The sequence below is a fragment of the Holophagaceae bacterium genome (assembly GCA_016720465.1).
Lineage (GTDB): Bacteria > Acidobacteriota > Holophagae > Holophagales > Holophagaceae > JANXPB01.
The window spans coordinates 957,797-978,192 of record JADKKO010000004.1; the positions used below are offsets into that span (position 1 = coordinate 957,797).

At 64.8% G+C, this 20,396-nt stretch carries 20 protein-coding genes and 1 tRNA gene; 15 read left to right on the forward strand and 6 right to left on the reverse strand.

Annotated elements, in window-relative coordinates; genetic code table 11:
* The first annotated feature begins 78 nt into the window (after positions 1–78).
* From pyrR to IPQ13_11610, 4 genes are read left to right on the forward strand one after another with little or no spacing between them, the layout of a single operon-like run.
* A complete protein-coding gene (gene pyrR, locus IPQ13_11595) occupies positions 79–645 on the forward strand; it encodes a bifunctional pyr operon transcriptional regulator/uracil phosphoribosyltransferase PyrR (GenBank protein MBL0211534.1) in 567 nt (188 codons plus the stop codon).
* Positions 635–1,594: an aspartate carbamoyltransferase catalytic subunit gene (locus tag IPQ13_11600; protein MBL0211535.1), complete on the forward strand. Its 960-nt coding sequence runs from the start codon at positions 635–637 to the stop codon at positions 1,592–1,594. The genes pyrR and IPQ13_11600 overlap by 11 nt, the downstream gene beginning before the upstream one ends.
* Positions 1,594–2,112, forward strand: coding sequence for an ORF6N domain-containing protein (locus IPQ13_11605; protein MBL0211536.1), 519 nt, complete (start codon positions 1,594–1,596; stop codon positions 2,110–2,112). Before IPQ13_11600 ends, IPQ13_11605 begins: the two co-directional genes overlap by 1 nt.
* Positions 2,109–3,632, forward strand: a complete 1,524-nt coding sequence (locus IPQ13_11610; GenBank protein ID MBL0211537.1) for a 2,3-bisphosphoglycerate-independent phosphoglycerate mutase — start codon at positions 2,109–2,111, stop codon at positions 3,630–3,632. Before IPQ13_11605 ends, IPQ13_11610 begins: the two co-directional genes overlap by 4 nt.
* A 16-nt stretch (positions 3,633–3,648) precedes the next feature.
* Here IPQ13_11610 and IPQ13_11615 read toward each other — a convergent pair whose 3' ends face one another.
* A complete protein-coding gene (locus IPQ13_11615) occupies positions 3,649–3,846 on the reverse strand; it encodes a hypothetical protein (protein MBL0211538.1) in 198 nt (65 codons plus the stop codon).
* 91 nt (positions 3,847–3,937) lie between these two features.
* Between IPQ13_11615 and IPQ13_11620 the strand changes: the two genes are divergently transcribed.
* Positions 3,938–4,543, forward strand: coding sequence for a DUF1579 family protein (locus tag IPQ13_11620; GenBank protein MBL0211539.1), 606 nt, complete (start codon positions 3,938–3,940; stop codon positions 4,541–4,543).
* Positions 4,544–4,569: 26 nt separating this feature from the next.
* Here the strand turns inward: IPQ13_11620 and IPQ13_11625 are convergent, their stop codons facing one another.
* Positions 4,570–5,238 (reverse strand): class I SAM-dependent methyltransferase, encoded by a 669-nt coding sequence (locus IPQ13_11625; protein MBL0211540.1) that lies wholly within the window; start codon positions 5,236–5,238, stop codon positions 4,570–4,572.
* A gap of 132 nt (positions 5,239–5,370) precedes the next feature.
* On the opposite strand from IPQ13_11625, the gene IPQ13_11630 reads away from it, so the two are divergent.
* The gene (locus IPQ13_11630; protein ID MBL0211541.1) at positions 5,371–7,155 is read left to right on the forward strand and encodes an acyl-CoA dehydrogenase family protein; all 1,785 of its coding nucleotides are present in this window, start codon (positions 5,371–5,373) and stop codon (positions 7,153–7,155) included.
* A 72-nt stretch (positions 7,156–7,227) separates the two neighbouring features.
* Here the strand turns inward: IPQ13_11630 and IPQ13_11635 are convergent, their stop codons facing one another.
* The 3 genes from IPQ13_11635 to IPQ13_11645 form a co-directional block, all read right to left on the reverse strand.
* The gene (locus IPQ13_11635) at positions 7,228–9,255 is read right to left on the reverse strand and encodes a FecR domain-containing protein (GenBank protein ID MBL0211542.1); all 2,028 of its coding nucleotides are present in this window, start codon (positions 9,253–9,255) and stop codon (positions 7,228–7,230) included.
* A gap of 185 nt (positions 9,256–9,440) precedes the next feature.
* Positions 9,441–10,163, reverse strand: coding sequence for a hypothetical protein (locus IPQ13_11640; protein ID MBL0211543.1), 723 nt, complete (start codon positions 10,161–10,163; stop codon positions 9,441–9,443).
* Positions 10,139–10,918: a TatD family hydrolase gene (locus IPQ13_11645; GenBank protein ID MBL0211544.1), complete on the reverse strand. Its 780-nt coding sequence runs from the start codon at positions 10,916–10,918 to the stop codon at positions 10,139–10,141. Before IPQ13_11645 ends, IPQ13_11640 begins: the two co-directional genes overlap by 25 nt.
* A 28-nt stretch (positions 10,919–10,946) precedes the next feature.
* Between IPQ13_11645 and IPQ13_11650 the strand changes: the two genes are divergently transcribed.
* The 3 genes from IPQ13_11650 (at position 10,947) to IPQ13_11660 (ending at position 12,931) form a co-directional block, all read left to right on the forward strand.
* Positions 10,947–12,326 (forward strand): sigma-54-dependent Fis family transcriptional regulator, encoded by a 1,380-nt coding sequence (locus IPQ13_11650; GenBank protein ID MBL0211545.1) that lies wholly within the window; start codon positions 10,947–10,949, stop codon positions 12,324–12,326.
* Entirely contained in the window at positions 12,323–12,769 is a 447-nt protein-coding gene (locus IPQ13_11655; protein MBL0211546.1) for a MerR family transcriptional regulator, read from the forward strand. The genes IPQ13_11650 and IPQ13_11655 overlap by 4 nt, the downstream gene beginning before the upstream one ends.
* 85 nt (positions 12,770–12,854) lie before the next feature.
* A tRNA-Pro gene (locus tag IPQ13_11660) sits at positions 12,855–12,931 on the forward strand.
* Between the two features lie 571 nt (positions 12,932–13,502).
* Here the strand turns inward: IPQ13_11660 and ychF are convergent.
* Positions 13,503–14,609, reverse strand: a complete 1,107-nt coding sequence (ychF, locus tag IPQ13_11665) for a redox-regulated ATPase YchF (GenBank protein ID MBL0211547.1) — start codon at positions 14,607–14,609, stop codon at positions 13,503–13,505.
* 215 nt (positions 14,610–14,824) lie between these two features.
* Here ychF and IPQ13_11670 point away from each other — a divergent pair, with 215 nt between their 5' ends.
* The 6 genes from IPQ13_11670 (at position 14,825) to IPQ13_11695 (ending at position 19,902) form a co-directional block, all read left to right on the forward strand.
* On the forward strand, positions 14,825–15,058 hold the full coding sequence (locus IPQ13_11670) for a hypothetical protein (GenBank protein ID MBL0211548.1): 234 nt from the start codon (positions 14,825–14,827) through the stop codon (positions 15,056–15,058).
* A 142-nt stretch (positions 15,059–15,200) separates the two neighbouring features.
* Positions 15,201–15,413, forward strand: coding sequence for an acetyl-CoA carboxylase biotin carboxyl carrier protein subunit (locus IPQ13_11675; GenBank protein ID MBL0211549.1), 213 nt, complete (start codon positions 15,201–15,203; stop codon positions 15,411–15,413).
* A gap of 170 nt (positions 15,414–15,583) precedes the next feature.
* A complete protein-coding gene (locus tag IPQ13_11680; protein MBL0211550.1) occupies positions 15,584–16,372 on the forward strand; it encodes an enoyl-CoA hydratase/isomerase family protein in 789 nt (262 codons plus the stop codon).
* Positions 16,372–17,355, forward strand: a complete 984-nt coding sequence (locus IPQ13_11685) for a cation transporter (protein MBL0211551.1) — start codon at positions 16,372–16,374, stop codon at positions 17,353–17,355. Before IPQ13_11680 ends, IPQ13_11685 begins: the two co-directional genes overlap by 1 nt.
* A complete protein-coding gene (locus IPQ13_11690; protein ID MBL0211552.1) occupies positions 17,352–18,713 on the forward strand; it encodes a hypothetical protein in 1,362 nt (453 codons plus the stop codon). The genes IPQ13_11685 and IPQ13_11690 overlap by 4 nt, the downstream gene beginning before the upstream one ends.
* Positions 18,714–18,942: 229 nt before the next feature.
* Positions 18,943–19,902, forward strand: a complete 960-nt coding sequence (locus tag IPQ13_11695; protein MBL0211553.1) for a prolyl oligopeptidase family serine peptidase — start codon at positions 18,943–18,945, stop codon at positions 19,900–19,902.
* Positions 19,903–20,396 lie beyond the last annotated feature (494 nt).

Consider the following 20,396-nt stretch of genomic DNA (forward strand, 5'->3'; position numbering starts at 1 on the left):
CGGGCCGCGGGATGTGGTCCATCAAAGGCGCCCGAAAAGGTACACTGGAGGGGTCCCGCCCGGGACGCTGGAGGTGCCATGCCCGCTGCCCAAGGACAGTGCCCGTTGGATGCCGCCCAGTTGGAGGCGACCATCGGACGCCTAGCCCAGGACATTGCCTCGGGATTGCGCCCAGGCGAGGCGTTCGTCCTCGTGGGCATCCGCAGCCGGGGCCTGCCGCTGGCCGAGCGCCTGGCACCGCTCTTGCGGGAGATCACCGGCGGCCCCGCTCCGGTCGGGGCCCTGGATATCACGCTCTACCGCGACGACCTCACTGAAAAAGCCGGGACGCCCATCGTGCGCCCGACGGAAATCCCTTTCACCCTGAAGGACCGCACCGTGGTCCTGGTGGACGACGTGCTGTACACGGGCCGCACCGTGCGCGCGGCATTGGACGCCCTGCTGGACCACGGCCGCCCCACCCGCGTGCTGCTGGCGATCCTCGTCGACCGCGGTGGACGCGAGTTGCCCATCCAGGCCGACTTCACGGGCCTGGCTGTGAAGGTGGAAGACCATGAGCGCGTGTCGGTCCGGATCCAGGAACTGGACGGCGAAGACGGCGTCCACATCGAGCGCATCGAGGGAAGGGACCTCCATGGTGGCTGAACGCTACGCCTTTCCTCATAAGCACCTGCTGGGCATCGAGCCCCTGAGCCCCCGCGACATCACCGCGATCCTGAACCAGGCCGCGGCTTTCGAGGAAGTCTGCGAGCGTCCGGAGATCAAGATCGTGCCGGCCCTGCGCAAGCGGGTGGTGGTGAACCTTTTTTTCGAGAACAGCACCCGCACCCGCAACAGCTTCGAGATCGCGCAGAAACGCCTGAGCGCCGAGATCATCAATTTCGACGCGGACACCAGTTCCTTGAAGAAAGGCGAGACACTCATCGATACGGCCATGAACCTGCAGGCCATGCATCCGGACCTCATCATCATGCGCCACAGCGCGCCCGGCGCCCACGCGCTGCTGGCCCGGCACATGCAGGCCAGCATCGTGAACGCCGGGGATGGCGCCCATGAGCATCCGACGCAGGCCCTGCTCGATGCCTACACGCTCCGGAAGAAATTCGGGAAGGTCGAGGGCCTGAGGATCGCCATCGTGGGCGATATCCGCCACTCCCGCGTGGTGCGGTCGAATTTGTGGCTGCTCACAAAGATGGGCGCCAAGGTGACGCTGGTGGGTCCGCCCACCCTGCTTCCGAAGGAGATGAAGGCCACCTGGCCGGAGGTGGAATTCACCAGCGACTTCGAGTCCATCATTCCGCAGCAGGACGCCATCATGATGCTCCGCGTCCAGTTCGAGCGTGGCACCGGCGGCTTCATCCCGGGGCAGGGCGAGTACATCCGCTTCTTCCAGCTCAACAAGGAGCGCATGAAGATGGCCAAGCCGGATGTCGCGGTCCTGCATCCAGGCCCCATCAACCGCGGCCTCGAAATCACCTCCGAGGTCGCCGACGGGCCCAACAACCTGATTCTCGACCAGGTCACCAACGGCGTTCCCGTGCGCATGGCGGTCATGTACCTGCTCTGCAATCCCCACGGCGAATCCGTGCCCTGATGGCGCTTCCGGTCGAGCGCATCTTGAAGTCCATCCTGGTTTTAAGGGGTGAAAAGGTCATTTTGGATACCGACCTGGCGTTACTTTACGGTGTGGAAACGAAGGTCCTCTTGCAGGCCGTCCGTCGCAATATAGAGCGGTTCCCTGACGACTTCATGTTTCAGATGGACGAGTTGGAGTGGTCTGTTTTGAAGTCACAATTTGTGACCTCAAAACCAGGCCAGGATCCCAGAGGTGGTCGCCGGACAGCTCCCTACGCATTCACGGAACAAGGTGTGGCCATGCTTTCCAGCGTTCTGCGAAGTGATCGGGCCATCGCCGTGAACATCCAAGTCATGCGTGCCTTCGTCCAGCTTAAACGCATGCTCGCGACCCACGAGGACCTTGCCCGTAAAATCGAGTCGCTTGAGCGGAAATACGATGCTCAGTTTCGGGGTGTCTTCGATGCGATCCGGGAATTGATGGCGCCCCAGGAGAATCCGAAGAAGCAGCCCATCGGCTTCAAGGTGAAAAAGTGATCTCCGGCCCCATCACCCTCCTGATCCTCGACGGCTTCGGCGACGGGCCGCGCAATGCGTTCGACGCCACGTTCACGGCGGGGATGCCGCATTTCACGGAACTGCGGAAGCGCTACGCCTGCACCCAATTGATCACCTCGGGCGAAGCGGTGGGACTTCCCGAAGGGCAATTCGGCAATTCCGAAGTGGGCCACATGAATCTAGGCGCGGGGCGCGTGGTCTGGCAGGAATTGACGCGCATCGATGCCGCCATCCGGCATGGCAAATTCCGTGAGAATGTGCCCATCGCCAGGCTGCTGGCGGGGCTGAAAGCTTCCGGCAAGCGGCTCCATCTTCTGGGCCTCGTCAGCGATGGCGGCGTCCACAGCCACCAGAACCACCTCGTGGCGCTCGCCAAGTGGGCCCAGGATGAAGGAATTCCAACCACCATCCACGCCTTTCTCGATGGCCGCGACACCGCCCAGAAAAGCGCCGATGGCTACCTGCAATGGCTGACTTTCCAGATCCGCGATTGCCCGCTCGTCGCCATCGGATCGCTGTGCGGGCGCTACACCGCCATGGACCGCGACAAGCGCTGGGACCGCACCGAACGCGCCTGGAAACTGCTGGTGGATGGCCATGGCGAATTCGAATCCAGCGACGCGGCCTCAGGCATCGCCGAAGCCTACGCGCGCGGCGAGACCGATGAATTCGTCTCCCCGACGAAGCTAGCGGCCTTCCACCGCATCGCGGAAGGCGATGGCGTCCTCTATTTCAATTTCCGCGCTGATCGCGGCCGGCAGATGTGCCAGGCCCTGGTGTCACCGGATTTCAACGGCTTCGTCCAGCGCCTTCGCCCCACGGTTTCACTGCTCACCTTCACGCAGTACGACATTTTGCTGGAACCCTATCTGTCCGTGGCCTACCCGCCCCAGAATCTCACGCGCATCCTGGGCGAGCTCATCGCAGAGCACGGATGGAGGCAGTTCCGCACCGCGGAAACCGAGAAGTACGCCCACGTCACCTACTTCTTCAACGGCGGGCGTGAAGAGGCTTTCAAGGGCGAGGACCGTAGGCTGGTGCCTTCGCCCAAGGTCGCCACCTACGACTTGCAGCCGGAAATGAGCTGCCTGGAGGTCACGCGGGGACTGGCCCAGGCCATCCGCAGCGGCGACTACAGGCTGTTGGTGTGCAACCTCGCCAATGGCGACATGGTGGGCCACACCGGCGACATCAGCGCCGCGAGCACCGCCTGCGAAGTCCTGGACGACGCCATCCGCGTCATCAGCGAGGCGGTGCTGGAACAAAAAGGCGCGCTGTTCATCACCGCTGACCACGGCAATTGCGAATGCATGCGCGACGAGGCCGGAAATCCCCACACGGCCCACACGCTGAATCCGGTTCCGGCAGTGCTGGTGGCCGAGGGCTTCGAGGCCCGGCAACTCCGCGTCGGCGGCGCGCTCAGCGATGTTGCCCCCACGCTGCTCAAACTCATGGGCGTGGATCAACCGGCGGAAATGGACGGGTCGAGCCTGTTCTAGGAATTGAAGGGTGCCATCATTTCCCGCGGTTGCTGCTCCGGGTGTGGGCGGCGCCCGCGGCCTTTCCAGCGGGCTTGGTGCTGGTCTTGACTTTGGGCATGGGGCTCTTTCCGCCCTGGGGGGCGGGTTTGGAGTCGGTGGGCAATTCGGCTTTTTTGGGCGTGAGGTTTTTCAAGATATCGGCGGCGGTGGATAAATCAGGCTTCACGGTCATGGGAGGCTCCTCGGTCTTTTCTAAGCACATTCTAGCGCCGTTGCGCCAGGAAGCGTATCTTGGTTGCGCTATCCCAACCAAGGAGGTATCGATGCGACTCACCCTTTTCCTGGCCCTTGGCCTCGCCCTGGCGGCAGCGCCCCTGCCTGCCCAGGGCAAGGCAGAGGAACAGAAAGCGCCCCCCACCATGGCCTCGATGATGAACAAACCTGGGCCGGAGGCGGCCAAGCTCAAGGGCATGGTGGGCACCTGGAATGTGGAGGAGACCATGGAAGCCAGCCCCATGGGGCCCGCCGGCAAGGGCATGGCGGTCAGCCGTGTCACTTTAGGCCCTGGCGGCCTGTCGATCATCATCGACTACCGCTCCGTCAGCGGGCACATGAAAGGCTATCGTGGCCACGGCGTGGTGGCCTGGGATGGAGAGGCCAAGGCCTACAAGCAGGTCTGGACCGACAACATGGTGCCGATGATCATGCTCTCCAGGGGCGGCATGGAAGGTGACAAGCTCGTGCTGAATTCCGAAGGAACGATGATGGGCAAGCCCTTCAAGGCCCATGACACGCTATCCGGCATCGGGACGGACTCGTTCACGCTCGTCTCTGAGATGTCCCTGGACGGCAGCCCCATGGCCAAGGTGATGACCCTCGCGCATAAGCGCGCCAAGGCCGCGGATGCGAAACCCGCCGAAAAAAAGTAGGAACCCAAGCCTCGACCATCGACTAGTCAGGGTTTGATGCCCACGTGCAGGGCCACGATGCCGCCGGTGAGATTGGTCCAACGGACCTGCTCAAAACCGGCGGTTTTCAGTTCCTGGGCCAGCCGGGGCTGGTCCGGAAACTCCCGGATGCTCTCGGGCAGGTAGGTGTAGGCGGAGCGGTCGCCGGAAATCAGCGCGCCGATCCTGGGCAGAACCTTGAGCGAGTACCAAGTGTAAAGGCCGCGGAAGCCAGGAAGCACTGGCGTCGAGAATTCCAGGATGGTGAGCCGTCCCCCGGGTTTCAGCACCCGCAGGAACTCCGCATAGGCTTTCATCCGGTCCTCGACATTGCGGATTCCGTAGCAGATGGTGAGGCCGTCGAATTCCTCGCTCCTGAAGGGCAGCGCCTGGGCATCGGCGTCCGCGCTGGCCCAGATGAGCGATTCAAGCTTCTTCTGTCTGAATTTGGAGGGGCCTAAGCGCAGCATGGCGTGGGTGAAATCCGTGCTGACGACCTCGGCGCCGCGCCTGGCGAGGGCGATGGAGGAATCGCCGGTGCCCGCCGCCACATCGAGCAGTCGCTTTCCCTTCGCGGCGCCGCTGGCCCGGGCCATGCGCCGCCACCAGTAGAAATCGATTCCACCGGAGAGGACATGGTTCAGCAGGTCGTATTTTCCAGCGATGCCAGAGAACATGGCCTGCACTTGTTTTCCTTCGGGCACTCGGCCTCCCACTACCAATGATCGCAAGTTTTTCCGGCTTACCCAAGGTATGGGTGGAACCGCGGCCTGGTCGGCGCGATGATCGTTCGATTCCTGGAGGAACCCATGGCCACCGCGACCACTGAGATTGTGCAGGGCGGATCCTTTCTGCTGACGCCCATCGGGCAGTTGTCCCAATTCACGCCCGAAGACCTCTCCGACGACTCCAAGGAGTTCGGGCGCGCCGCGCGGGATTTCATCGAAGGCGAAGTGCTGCCCCGGGACGAGGCCATCGACAAGCTGGACCTTCCGCTGACCATCGAGCTGCTGAGGAAGGCCGGGGAGATCGGCCTTCTGAGCATCGAGATTCCCGAGGCCTACGAGGGATTGGAACTGGACAAGAAAAGCTCGCTCCTGGTGCTCGAGGAAATGAGCAAGCAGGGCAGCTTTTCAGTGAGCTACGGCGCCTGCACCGGCATCGGCACACTGCCCATCGTCTATTTCGGCACCGAAGCCCAGAAAAAGAACTACCTGCCAAAGCTAGGGGCTGGCGAGCTGCTGGCGGCCTATGCGTTGACCGAGGCCGGCAGCGGTTCCGATGCCATGGGGGCGAAGACCACGGCCGTGCTGGACGGCGACACCTGGGTGCTGAACGGCACCAAGATGTGGATCACCAACGCGGGTTTCGCGGATGTCTTCTGCACCTTCGCCAAAGTGGACGGCCAGCATTTCAGCTGTTTCATCATCGAGAAGGACGATCCTGGACTGAGCACCGGCGCCGAGGAACACAAGCTCGGCATCAAGGGCAGCTCCACGCGGACGCTCATCCTGGAGAACTGCCGCATTCCCAAGGACCGGTTGCTGGGCGAGATCGGCAAAGGCCACAAGATCGCTTTCGGCATCCTGAACATAGGCCGGTTCAAGCTGGGCGCGGGCTGCATCGGCGGCGCCAAGCGGGTGATCGAATACACCCTGAAGTACACCGCCGAACGCCATCAGTTCAACAAGCCCCTGAATTCCTTCGGCCTGATCCAGCAGAAATTGGCCGACATGGCCACCAAGATCTACGTGGGCGAAGCCATGAACTGGCGCACCATCGGCTACATCGACGAGGCCCTGTCCCAGTCCAGCTGGTCCGACCCCGATGCCGGCGCCAAGAAGATGCAGGCCATCGATGAATTCGCCATCGAGGCTTCCATCGTCAAGGTGTGGGGCAGCGAGGCGCTCTCCTGGATCGCCGACGAGTCGGTGCAGTGCTTCGGCGGCTATGGTTTCAGCGCCGAATATCCCCCGGAAAAGGTCTACCGGGACTGCCGCATCAACCGCATTTTCGAAGGCACCAACGAGATCAACCGGCTGCTCATCGCCGGCACCTTGTTGAAGCGGGCCATGAAGGGCGAGCTGCCCATGATGCAGTTCGGCCAGCAGGTGGCCAAGGAGATCTCGAATCCGCCCAAAGCCGCGGCCTTCACCGGGCCTGTGGCGCGGCTCAAGCATGGGGTGGAACTGAGCAAGCGCCAGTGCATGCTGGCCTCGGGCCTCGCAGTCCAGGTGCTGGGCCAGAAGCTCGTAGACAACCAGGAGGTGATGGCCCGCATGAGCAACATGATGATGGAAATCTACGCCATGGAAAGCGCCGTGGTGCGCGCCGAGCGGATGCTGGAATCCGGCCATCGCTGGGCGGAGATGGCTCGGGACTTCACCGAACTCTATGTCAACGAAGCCTGGCATCGCGTCCATGGCGACGCGCGCATGCTCTGCGCTGACGTGACCGATGGCGAAGGCCTGCGCCATGCGCTCGCGGGCATCAAGGCCTTCGCGGAATTCCACCCGACCAGCTGCGCCCGGCTCCGGGGCCGCATCGCCAGCCAGCTCATCCAGAAGGGCGGGTATCCGATCGAAGTGATCTGAGGCCCCGCCGCTGGGCCAATGGCCAGCAGAAGAAAAGCCCCCGCGGGGGCTTTTCTTCTGCTGGCCTGGACTTCATCCGCGGCGGGAACTGCCGCCACGATCCGAAGGCGGGGAAGGCCTTGATTCCTGCCGGGGAGCCGGTTGGCTTTCCTGGCGCGAGGGGCGGGACTCTTCTCTGGGCGCGGGCCGGCTCTCCTGCCGGGGGGCTGGCCGATCTTCCCGGGGAGCGGGACGGCTTTCCTGGCGTGGGGCCGGGGTGTATTCGCGCGGTGCCGGGCGTTCCATGGGCCGGTATTCTTCGCGAGGCCGGTCCCGGGTCGGGGCGGGACGCTCGTCCCGGAGGAATTCCCGAGGACTGCGCTCCCGTTGGATGTCCCGAGGACGATCAGCAGGACGATCGGTGGGGCGGTCGACCGGGCGAGTCTCGCGGCCGGCATTCGGATCCCGGGGACGATCCACGGGCCGATCGGTGTGGCGATCGCTCAGCTCCCGGGCGCGGTCCGACCTGTCTGTCCTATCTGTCCTATCGATGGCATGGGGCGTCACGGTGGTGCGGGAAGAACCATTCCCGCCTGGAGTGGCCCGGTCGAGGGTGCGTGAGGAACTGCGATCCGAGATGACTCCGCGTCCGGCCGGCGAGCCCGTGCGGTCGCGGTTCTCGAAAGGAGCGGGAGTCGTCCGTTTCCGATCCACAGGCACGAGGTTCACGGTCCGTCCCGTGCTGGATTGCGCCGCGCGGGAGTAGGTGTTCAGGCGGTCCTGGGCCACGGAGCGGTTGAAGGCCGTGCCCAATTGGCCGGGATTCTGGAACTCCTGGCGGGTGGCGATGATCGGGGCCGTCCGCCAGGGCGGCGTGAGGCTTCGGCCGCGGGCCGCCCAGGTCGTGGCGCCGGTGCCGCCGGACATGTTGGCGATGACGTTGTGGTCCGACATCAGCCGGGTGCGGAGGTTCGGAGTGTTGAGGTGGTGGATGCTCACGACGTTCCAGGCATGGTAGCCATTCCACGCGCCATAGCCCCAGGAGCAGGGGTTGTTGTAGTAGCCCAAGGGCGCCCATCCGCAGTAGCCGCCGCTCCAGTTCCAGGCCACCCACGCGGGGCTGTAGAAGCTGCCGGGAATCCAGTACCAACCGAAGGTCGCGCCCCAGCCCCAGCGGCCGTAGTGATGGGTGAGATAGCCCCAGGGTTCGTCGCTGATCCAGGTGAGTCCGCCGCTGTAGGCCCCCCAGCGTCCGCGGGAGTAGGGGCGCCAGTCGGCATAGGTCACGCGGGGGCACCAGACCCGGCCCACGTCCTCCACATCCACCCAGGAGCCGTTGTCATCCAGGTCATCGCTGTAATAGCGGATGTCGGCGGGCACATTGTCCCAGGAGGCACCGCGGCGGGCTGTCATGTACGAATCGCTCCAGGAATCGAAATCATCCTGTTCGTAGGTGTTGTAGCTGCGCACCCGGTCCAGGCGGTCCTGGCTGCTGTAGACCGTGAGCCGCTCGCCCGCCAGGATGCGGGCCTGGTCCCTCTCGTTGGTGAAATTGATGCGCCCCGAAGCCACATGCACCTTCACGCTGCGGTCGGAATCCACCGCGACCGTCACGTTCGCCTTGCCATCCAGGATCGCGGTACCCGAGGGCGTGTCGATGCGGATGCGGCCTTCGCTTTCGGAGCCATAGTTCACCCGCAGGCTGCCCCGGTCCAGGCGCAGCAGCACCTGCCTGGAACCGTCCTTTTCCGTGAAAAGCGCCGCGATGGTGAAGCGCGTATTGCGGCCGAACGCCACGCGGGTGCCGTCCCCCAGTTGCAGGACGCCACGGCCGCGGCTATCCACCACATCGCCCTCGGCGATGGGCGTGCCGCGGGAGAGGGTTTCGTCCGCATCGCCTTTGCGGATCCGGATATCGCCTTCCAGTACCTTCACCGAGGCATAGCGGTAGGGCGCTTCGCCTTGGTAGATCTGCTCATCGCCATCCTGCGCGAAGGCCAAGGCGGCATGGGCCGGGGTGTGGAATGCGAGGGGCGCTGATACCGCCAGCAGCGAGGTGAGCAGCGAGAGCGGCAGGGGAAGCCGCAGGTTCCAAGATGTGCGGGTGCGCTGGGTCGACATGGCTCATCCTCCTATGGGATTTGGATGCTGGAAGCAGTGTGAAAGCTTCCTTTGAGTCCGATGGGTATCTGCGAGGGCCGTGCCATTTGACGCCGGCCTCTCCAGCCGGCATCTCGCACCCTACCATCCTTCTGGCCAGCCCCGGAGCAGCATCCACCCTTCCGACCAAGGCGCAACGGCCCCCTTCAATTCGGAAACGGGACCAGGGCCGTGCCGAGGGCGGGGCTATCCTCGGGCCGGGCCAGCTTGGCGAATTGCGGCAGCAGGGCCAGCCAGGGCAGGGACCACCTCCGGGGCGCGCCCGAGGAGCCTTGGCCGGGGATTTCAAGCAGCTCCAGGTAGCCCGGGGTCATCCGGAGGCTGAAATCCTGGCCGATGGGCAGGGGCAGGAAAACGACCCGGGCTGTGGCGGGATGCACCACCGTGAGGAAATGTTCGCCGTCGTCGAGGATCCAGAGCAGGCCCTTCAAAGCACTGCGGAAATCCTCACCGCCCCAGGGTATGGCCTGGATCCCCCTGGCCAGCGGCGTATCACTCGGGAACCGCCAGGACTCGCTCGGCGATTCCAGCAGCGACAGATCCATCGGAATGCCCCCGTCGCGCCAGGCCCTGAGCGGCCGGCCCGGCAGGCCCAAGCGCAGGCGGCGGACGCCTTTGGCGCCCAGGATGCGCAGGGTTCCATCCGCGGATACTTTCACCGTGATCGGACCACTGCTGGGGACAGTCGGGGAGATCGGGGCTTCAGGTTCCGAAGCGGCTGCAGCTCCGGCATGGCTGCCGAGGCCCGCCCGCCAGGAAACGGAAGGGGCCGATTCCCAGGGCAGGGGCAGCCGCGCTTGCGCGGCCAGGGCATTGGCCAGCGTGGCGGCCAAAAGCATCGCCGTCAGGCGGGGGGCGCCCAGCCGCACAGGGCCTCCAGATTCCGGGTGGTGAGCTCTTCGATGCGGGCGCCGGTGATGCCGCGGAGCTGGGCCAGGTGATCCGCGACGGAACGCACGTAGGCGGGCTCGTTGGTCTTTCCCCGATGGGGCACCGGCGCCAAATAGGGCGAGTCGGTTTCCACGAGAATGCGGTCCTCGGGCGCCCAGGCGGCCACATCCCGGACGGCGTGGGCGTTCTTGAAGGTGACGATGCCTGAAAAACTAAGGTAGAAGCCCAGATCCAGGGCCCCTTCGGCAAAGGCCATGTCCTCCGAGAAACAATGGATGGTGCCGGAAACCTCCTCGGCGCCCTCCTCCCATAGGATGCGCAGGGTGGCTTCCGGGGCGGAGCGGGTGTGGATCATCAGGGGTTTTTGAACGCGCTTGGCCAGTTGGATCTGGGCGCGGAAGGCCAGTTCCTGTTCCTCCCGGGGGCTCAAGTCATAGTGCCAGTCCAGGCCCGTCTCGCCGATGAAGCGGACATTGGGGTCCAGCGCCAGGGTCTCCAGCTCCGCGGCGGACTCTGCGTTCCAGGACTTGGCCTCATGGGGGTGGACGCCTAGGCTGGCCTGGACGCAAGGCAGTTCGCGGGCCAGATCCAGCACCGCCTGGCTGTCCTCCCGGTCCGTGCCCACCGCGATGAACCCGGTCACGCCGGCGGCGAAAGCCCGTTCCAGGGTGGCCTTCACCTGGTCCTGGGCCAGGTGGCTCCCGGTCAAATGGCAATGGGCATCTACGAGCATGAAACCATTGTCTCAGATAACCTGAAGTATGCCCCAGCCCCAGACGATCCTCATCGTGGACGACGAGCCCGGTATCCGCCGCAGCCTGGGCGAGACCTTGAACGACGAACACTACGCGGTCCTCAAGGCGGAGCGCGGCGAACAGGCGCTCGAACTGCTCCAGAATCCCGATAGCGACGGCATCCATCTCATGCTGCTGGATGTCTGGCTGCCGGGCATCGATGGGCTGGAGACCCTGAAGCAGGCCAAGGCTCTGCGCCCTGACCTCCCGGTGGTGATGATCAGCGGCCACGGCAACATCGACACGGCCATGCAGGCCACGAAGCTGGGCGCCTTCGATTTCATCGAGAAGCCCATCGATCTGGACCGGCTGCTGCTCGTGGCGGGCAATGCCCTCAAGCAGGCGCAGTTGCTGCACGAAAACATCCGGCTCATCCAGGAGGCCGAGGGCGAACGGTTCTTCCAGGCCGAGAGCGGCGCCATGAAACGGCTCATGGCGGATCTCAAGCTGGTGGCGCCCACGGAAGGCCGCGTGCTCATCACCGGCGAAAACGGCAGCGGCAAGGAAGAGATCGCGAGGCTGCTCCACAAGGGGAGTCCCCGGCGGGACCATCCCTTCGTGGAAGTCAACTGCGCGGCGATCCCCGAAGAACTCATCGAAAGCGAGCTCTTCGGCCATACCAAAGGCGCTTTCACGGGCGCCTCCAGGGACCAGCGCGGGAAATTCCGCGAGGCGGACGGCGGCACGCTCTTTCTGGACGAAGTGGGCGACATGTCCCTGAAGACCCAGGCCAAGGTGCTGAGGGCGTTGCAGGAAGGCCGCATCGAGCCCGTGGGCGGCGGCGGGGCGCTGGCGGTGGACGTGCGGGTGATCGCGGCCACCAACAAGGACCTCGCGGAGGAAATCAAGGCCGGCCGTTTCCGGGAGGACCTCTACTTCCGGCTCGCCGTGGTGCCGCTGCGCGTGCCGCCCCTGCGGGAGCGCCTGGAGGAACTCATCAGCCTGGCGGATGCCTTCATCGCCGCCATCGCGCGGAGCTACGGCCGGGCGCCCAAGCGCCTGGCGCCTGATGCCAAGGACACGCTGCTGAACCATGACTGGCCGGGCAATGTGCGGGAGCTGAAGAACCTCATGGAGCGGGCAGTGATCCTGAGCCGGGGCGCCGACATCACCGCCCGGGACCTGGGCCCGCTGACCGCGCGCCACCTGGCTGAGCCGGATCCTTTCTCCTTCCCATCCTTCTCCAGCCTGCGCGATGCGCGCGATTGGTTCGAGGGCGTCTACATCCAGCGGGAAATCAGGGCCCAGAACGGCAACATGACGCGGGTGGCCGAAGTGCTTGGCCTGGACCGCTCCAACCTGTACAAGCGGCTCAAGATCCTGGGCATCGAGTCGAGGGAGACGTGACCCGCAAATGGTTCAAGATCGGCGAGGCTGCCAAGCTCATCGGCGTGGGTCCCAAGGAACTGCGCTATTGGGAAACGCAGATCCCCGAGATCAAGCCGCGGCGGTCCAAGGGCAACCTCCGCTACTACCATGTGGATGAACTGCCGCGCCTGCACCGCATCCACGGCTGGATCGCGGAAGGCCTCACCGTTTCGGACTGCCGCGAGCTGTTGACCACGGGCCACCTGGCCCGGGGGCTCCACGAGGCCCTGGGCCTCGATGTGCCTGAACCCCAAGGACCGCCACCCGCCAGGAAACCCGGTTCGGCCCGGCCGCCCCGGCCGATGGAGCCTGCCAACGCGTCTGTCCCGTCCTCCCTGCCCAAAGACAGCCTCGAAGCCATCACCACCGCCTTGAAGCTCCTGCACCAGAGACTCCGCGCCTTGCCGGACTTCTCGATCTGAGCAGCGCCAGGAGATTCCCGGTCCCGGCCCCTTTGCCAATGCTTCCTTGACCCGCCGCCCTCCAGCCCATAAAGTAAAAGGTTCACGGCGCGTGGCGCAGCCTGGTAGCGCACACCCTTGGGGTGGGTGGGGTCGGAGGTTCGAATCCTCTCGCGCCGACCACAGAAGATTTCGGCTGAAGGGAGACCTCGGCCGATTTTTTTTGGGTGCTCCAAGGGAACGGCGAGAGGATTCGAACCTCCGATCGGCAACGGCGCGGGAGTAGGAAAAGGCTGAGACGCGAGAGCGTCGAAGCCGGTCCGCGAAGCGGATTTCCGCCCGCAGCCGTGCCGCGGGGGATGGGTGCGGCACCGCCGAGAATTGGAGGGCGGAAGCACCCCACCAACCGCCGACCACAGAAGATTTCGGCTGAAGGGAGACCTCGGCCGATTTTTTTGGGTGCTCCAAGGGGACCGCGAGAGGTTGGGGGGGGGGGGGGGGGGGGGGGCCGGGGGGGGGGGGGGGGGTGGGGGGGGGGGGGGGGGGGGGGGGGGGGGGGGGGGGGGGGGGGGGGGGGGGGGGGGGCCGGCGGATTTCCGCCCGCAGCCGTGCCGCGGGGGATGGGTGCGGCACCGCCGAGAATTGGAGGGCGGAAGCACCCCACCAACCGCCGACCACAGAAGATTTCGGCTGAAGGGAGACCTCGGCCGATTTTTTTTGTCCAACTCAAGGGGCCGGCGAGAGGATTAGAACCTCAGCTGCTGAACAGGAAATGCATCACATCGCCGTCCTGCACGATGTACTCCTTGCCCTCGGTCCGCATCTTTCCCGCGTCCTTGGCGCCCTGCTCCCCCTTGTATTGGATGAAATCCTGGTAGGCGATGACCTGGGCCCGGATGAAGCCTTTTTCGAAATCCGTATGGATGACGCCTGCGGCCTGGGGGGCCGTGTCCCCCACATGGATGGTCCAGGCGCGGACTTCCTTCACGCCGGCGGTGAAGTAGGTCTGCAGGCCCAGCAGCCGGTAGCTGGCATGGATCAGCACATCCAGGCCCGGTTCGGCCAGGCCGGCCTCCTCCAGGAACATGGGGCGTTCCTCAGGGGGAAGCTCCTGGATTTCGGCCTCGAGCTTGGAACAGATGGGAATCACCGGGCAATTCCGCTCAGCCGCGATCCTGGCGAGGGTGGCGTAATGGATGTTTCCTTCCGGATCGCGGATGTCCGATTCGGCGATGTTGCCCACCAACAGCATGGGTTTCAGGGTGATTAGGCCGAAACTCTTGATGGCAAAGAGCTCCTCCTTGCTCAACCCCACGGAGCTGGCCCATTTGCCATCATTGAGGGCCGCATAGACCCGCTCGAGTATCGCCACCAGCTGGGCGGCTTCCTTGTTGGCCCCCGAGGACTTGGTGAGCTTCCGGTTGCGGTCCAGCCCCTTCTCCACGCCCTCGAGGTCCTTCAGCATCAATTCCGTCTCGATGATGCCGAGATCGCGTTCGGGGCTGATATCGCCCTCCACATGGGTGATGTCGCTATCTTCGAAACAGCGCACCACCTGCACGATGGCGTCGGTGTCGCGGATGTTGGTGAGGAAGGCGTTGCCCAGCCCCTCGCCCTTGCTGGCGCCCCGCACCAGCCCTGCGATGTCCACGAATTCCTGGGAGGCCGGAAGGATGCGCTGGGGCTTCACGATCGCCGCGAGGTGGGAAAGGCGGGGGTCCGGCACATCCACCACGCCGGTGTTGGGATCGATGGTGCAAAACGGATAGTTGGCCGAGGCCGCCCCGGCGCTGGTGAGCGCATTGAACAAGGTGGACTTGCCCACATTGGGCAGCCCGACGATGCCGCATTGAACTGCCATGGAGACCTCGCGAATCAAGCCCGCATCAAGAAATGGGGCAAAACTCCAGTGTCCCAAAGCATCGCTGCCTTGCAAAGCGGGGATTCCCGGAACAACGCCTGAAAAATTATTTTCGAGGAGTCCTTGCACGGAGGCGCGGGACGCCCTACGCTCCCCGGCATAGCTATGTTGTCTTGGCACAAACCCAGGCACCGCAGGAACCTCAGGAGGCAGGCATGATCGTCAAAGCGGAATGGCCGGGATACGTGATGGACATACTGGTCAAGCTTGGGCAAGAGGTGGAAGAAGAAGAGCCCCTCATGCTGCTGGAGGGCACGGACTCGGGCCATACGCCCTTCTACATCCATTCGCCCGAGGCCGGGAAAGTGCGGGAACTGCTCATCGAGGAGGGGGATTTCGCCGCCGAGGACGATGACCTGGTGCTGCTGGGAGACATCGACGGTGATTGAAAGGGTCAGCGGTTGACACCGGAAACCGCTGGCGCTGTCCTACCGGAATAGAGGCTGCCCTTCTGCGAATGCGGAGCGCAGGAGGCCTCGGCGCCTGTAATCCGTCTGCCAAGCTACAATCTCCTATTCAATGGAGGCAGGCATGGCGGTAATCCGCGCGGAAATGGCGGGCAAGGTTCTGGAAGTCCTGGTGTTCGAAGGCGATGCCATCTCCGAAGACCAGGACCTCATCATCATCGAGTCCATGAAAATGCAGATTCCCGTGGGTAGTCCCGAGGAGGGCACGGTGGTGAAAGTGTTCGTGGTGGCTGAACAGTTCGTGAATGAAGGCGATGCGATCATCGAACTTTCCTAGGGTTTCCCGTCGATGGGCAGATCACATCGGAGGTCTCGCGCATGAGTGGAGCGAATACCGAGAGAATGCGGATCCCAGTGGGTAGTGCCGAGGAGGGCACGTTGGTGAAAGTATTCGTGGTGGCTGAACGGTTCTTGAATGAAGGCGATGCGATCATGGAACTTGGCTGAATGACGACCTTGCGCGTGGAGCGCCTCGATGGAGCCGACAGGGGCATCCTGATGCTCGGTCTGGAGCGTCCGGAAGCGAAGAATGCGCTGGGACGCCAGTTGTTGCAGGACATCCAGGAAGCGCTGGCGGCCGCCGCTGGAGGACTCGCCGTCCGGGTGGTGATCGTGCATAGCCTGGTGCCCGGCGTGTTCTGCGCCGGCGCGGACCTGAAGGAACGGGCTGGCATGACCCAAGACGAGGCCCGCGCCTTCGTCCAGACGCTCCGGAGCACTTTCACGGACCTGGAACGCCTGCCCATGCCGACCATCGCGGCCATCGAAGGCGCCGCCCTGGGTGGAGGACTGGAACTGGCTCTGGCCTGCGACCTGCGGGTGGTGGGCGGCTCCGCGAAACTCGGCCTGCCCGAGACGAGCCTCGCCATCATTCCGGGGGCCGGCGGCACGCAACGGCTGCCGCGGCTCACCGGCCGCTCCAGGGCCAAGGAATTGATCTTCACGGCGCGCAAATTCGGCGCGGCCGAGGCCCTGGCCTATGGCATCGCGGACCACATCACCGAAGCGGGCATGGCTTTGGCATCCGCCCTGCAGCTGGCCCGGGAGATCCTGCCCAACGGCCCCATCGCCCTCCGCGCCGCCAAGGAAGCCATCGACCGGGGGCTCGATCTGGATCGTGACGGCGGCCTTGGTATCGAAGAAGCATGCTATGCGAAAGTGATCCCTACCGAAGACCGGCTGGAGGGCTTGGCGGCATTCAGGGAAAAGCGCAGGCCCGTGTACCGGGGCCGGTGATGGCGGCGGATTCCGGACATCTCCATCATGAGAGGGGCCCCACCACGATGTGGCGGCTGGCTTTCAGCGCGGCGATCTTCGGGTTGAATTTCCTGGTGCAGGGCCTGGCGGGTCTCTGGACCGGCTCCCTGGGGCTCGTGAGCGACAGCCTGGAGAACCTGAATGATCTGGTGGTGAATCTGCTGGCCATCGGCGCCATCTCCCTCGCCAATAAGCGGGAGCCCTGCGACCGTTTCACCTATGGCTGGCACCGGCTGGAAGTCTTCCACACGCTGCTGGGCGTGGGACTTCTGGTGGCGCTGGCCGGGGGCATCCTGTGGGAGGCCTGGCACCGGCTCTACCATCCCGTGCCCATCCAGATCGGGTGGACCATCGCCTTTTCCGCCCTGGGACTCTTCATGAATCTGGCCGCCACCTTGGTGTTGGCGCCGCCCAGGGGCACGCGCCTGGCCGGCGACCTCAACCTGCGCAGCGCCTACCTGCATGCGTTGAGCGACAGCCTGGACAACGTGGGCGTGATCCTCGCCATGGTGGCCATCCATTACACCGGATGGCGCTGGATCGATCCGGTCATCGCCATTCTGATCGTGCTGGTGATCCTGCGGGGGGCCTTCCTGCTGTTGAAGGGCGCCGCCGCCATCCTCATGCATCGCGCCGCCTTCGACCACGAGGCCGCCAAGGCGGACCTGATGAAACTGCCCGGCGTGCTCGGCGTCGAGGATCTGCGCAGCTGGAAGATCTGCAGCCACCTCACCGTGGCGACCGCCCATGTGCTGGTGGACGCCGAACGGCTGGATGAGACCGAGCGCTACCTGAAGGACATCGAGCACGTGCTGTCCGAGCACTATGGCGTGCGCCACCTCACCGTGCATTTCGAGACCTCCACCATGGCGCTGCGGCACCACCACAAATTCATCCACCAGCACGAAGCCCCCGGCTCCGGAGGCCATACCCATGCCGGCGGACACGAGCACGATCGATGAGGCTCGCCCGGCTGCGGCAGCCCATGCGCAGGCTGGCGCTGGCCTTCACCCTCTGCCCGCTGTTCGCGCAGGCTCCGGGCGCCCTGCCGAGGGGTGAGCTGGTTCCAAGGGTGGTGTGCGCCTCGGACGCGCGCTTCAGCTATGCCCTCTACCTGCCCAGCGGCTACCGCGAGGACCGGGCATGGCCGGTGCTCTACGGCTTTTCTCCGGGCGGTTCAGGGGAAGAACCTGTGCGGCTCTTCCAAAAAACTGCCGAGCGCTTCGGCTGGATCGTGGTCGGGTCGAACGAATCCCGGAACGGCCCCTTGCGTCCCTCGCTGGAAGCCTCCGAGGCCATGTGGAAGGATGTCCGCTCCCGCTTCAAGGTGGATCCCAAACGCAGCTACAGCGCGGGATTCTCGGGCGGCGCACGCATGGCCATGCGCCTGGCGCTGAAACATCCGAAAAACTTCGCGGGCCTCGTTTCCATCGGTGCCTTCGGCACGGGGGATGGAATGTTGACCGGGCTGGGGCACCTGCGTTTCCACCTGAGCTGCGGCCTGGAGGATTTCAACCATTGGGAACTGCAGAAAGGGCGGCAGGAACTCCAATCCCGGGGATGGAAAGCCCTGGCGGATCGTTTCGAGGGCGGGCATCGGTGGGCCACCGAAGCGGCGGCCGCATCCGCCTTGGGCTATCTTCAGCTCGGCGCGGGGCGGGACGGGCTCACCCCGAAGGATCCGGCCCTCGAATCAGAGGTCTGCCGGGAATTGGAATTGAACGCAGTGAAGGCCGGAAGGACCCTGCTGGCCCTGCGGCGCTGGCGGGAATTGGCGGCTCTGTGTCCGGATTCCCGGGAAGGCCGGAGCGCCCGGGAACACATCGCGGAACTGGAGAAGGAAAGCACCGTGGCCGAGGAATTGAAGCTCGAAAAGCGCTACGAGACCGCCGCCGCGGAATTGCCGGAGACCCCCAAGGGAACGCAATACCAGGAGGTGCTCGTGCGGCACCTCGACCGCCTGAAAACATCCCCGCCCACGGAACAGCTCATGATCCGCAGGCTTCTGGGCGGTCCGATCCTCAGTTATCAATTGGCGCTGGGCGAAGCCTTCCAGGAACGGTCCTGGGAGCGGCTGCTTGCCCTCAGCACGAGCCTTGCCGCACTGGACGACCGCGAAGGCTGGCCCTGCGTGTATGCGGCGATCTCTCTGGCGCAATTGGGCCGGCCCGGCGAGGCCATTCCCCACTTGAAGATGGCCCAGGTCCGGGGCTACCGGAAACCAGAGCGGCTCCGCGGATTCGATGAGTTGAAGCCTCTAGCCGGCCGCGAGGATTTCGAGGCGATCCTGAAGGACATGGAGCCGGAGCGTCCCCGCTAGCTGGAGGGTCCGCAACGGACTAGGCCGTCGTCACACAATCATCCTGTCGCTTCGATGGCAGGACGGCATAAGACGCGGTGTCCGGGCTTTGCCGGAGACCACGTGGGGAGCATGAGGGGGACGCAGAGGAAGCGAAGCGACCGGGCGGTCCCCCTCATTCATGACAGGACCCATAACGAAACAACCAGAAAAGCACTGGTTATTTCGAAACGGCTCCTAAGCTTTAGGCATGCGGCGCTGGGCTGTCCGGATCCTCGGAACGGGTGGCGGGGTTCTCCTGTTGGCCCTGTCCATGCTCTGGTTTTGGGTTGCACGGGAATACCGCCGTGAGCCGATGCCTCTGCTCGATCAGCAGGCACTTCCACTCGTGGTCCGGACCCTGCGTGAATCCACGATCTCCACCGCGGCCGGGGAGACGCGCCGGCTCTTGGAATATGAACTCGACGGCGCCCCGGAAGGGCCCGTCCGCCTGGCCCTCAGTCTTCCGATGGCTCCGGAAAAACCGCTTCCTGTTGTGGTGATCCTGGGCGGTCTGGATGTGGGACAGGAGAGCCTCCGCTATGTGGAAACTCACGGTCCCAACGCCCTGGTGGCCCTCGCCTACCCCCGCCCCACCGCGGACCTGTACGAAGGGAAGGCCCTGCTCAAGCTTCCCCGGATACGCCGAGCGGCCCTGGCCGTGCCTTCCCAGGTCTGCGCCCTCGCCTCCTGGATCCGCGATCAAGCCTGGGCCGATCCCCGGCGGGTGAGCCTCCTGGGCTACAGTTTCGGGGCCATGTTCGTGCCGGCTGCGGCTCGGGTGGCCCAGGTCCGGGGAATTCCATTCCGGACCCTGGTCATGGCCTATGGCGGCGCGGACCTTCCGGGTCTGCTCGCCGCGAATTCGGACCTCCGGCCCGCGTGGGTGAAGTCCCTGGCAGCGCGCGTGGTGGGCGCGGTGGTCCGCCCGCTCGAGCCAGCCCTCCATCTGCCCCATCTCGAGGGCGAGATCTTGTTCCTCACGGGGCTGCGCGACGAGCGGGTGCCCCTGCCTTACGCACGCCTCATGCAGTCCTTGAAACCAGGTCCGAAGACGGTCCTCGATCTCGACGAGGGCCACATGGATCCCTCCCTGCCCGATCTCAACCGGAAGATCGTCGCCTCAAGCCAAGCCTGGCTGGTGGACCGGGGCGCGATGGATGCGCCCTGAACGCGCCTCCGCTGCGATCGGCCTGGCTGGACCCATCCTGTTGCGGCGTGCGAGGTGCCGTCCTCCTTTCGGCTCGGGGGCCTTCCCGCCCCCAACTTCGTGGTGGCCCCTTGACTGTGGCAGCAGCAAGGATTACCTCTGGTCCCAGCCTTTCCCAGAAGCGCCCTTTTCCCGCCGCGAAGGTCGGCCAGATGCCATGCGGAAGCCTGTTCTTGTATCCCAGCCTCCGTGACCCCGTCCTACTGGCCCCCCCCACGGCTCTGCCCAAGTTCCGAGCTCGACCCTAGGACGGGTCTCCTGGAGTCCAACCATGTCCAGCCATCGGATACCGTTTTTCGGGGCATTGGCGCTCGCGTTGCTACAGGCAGGCGCGCCCTTGATGGCCCGCGCCCTGGACGACCCCACTTGATGCAGAACCCGCGCCGGGTTCTGGTTGCCGATCGACCAAGGAGGTTCTATGGGGAAAAGGGGATGGGCCATTGCAGGGTTGGGAG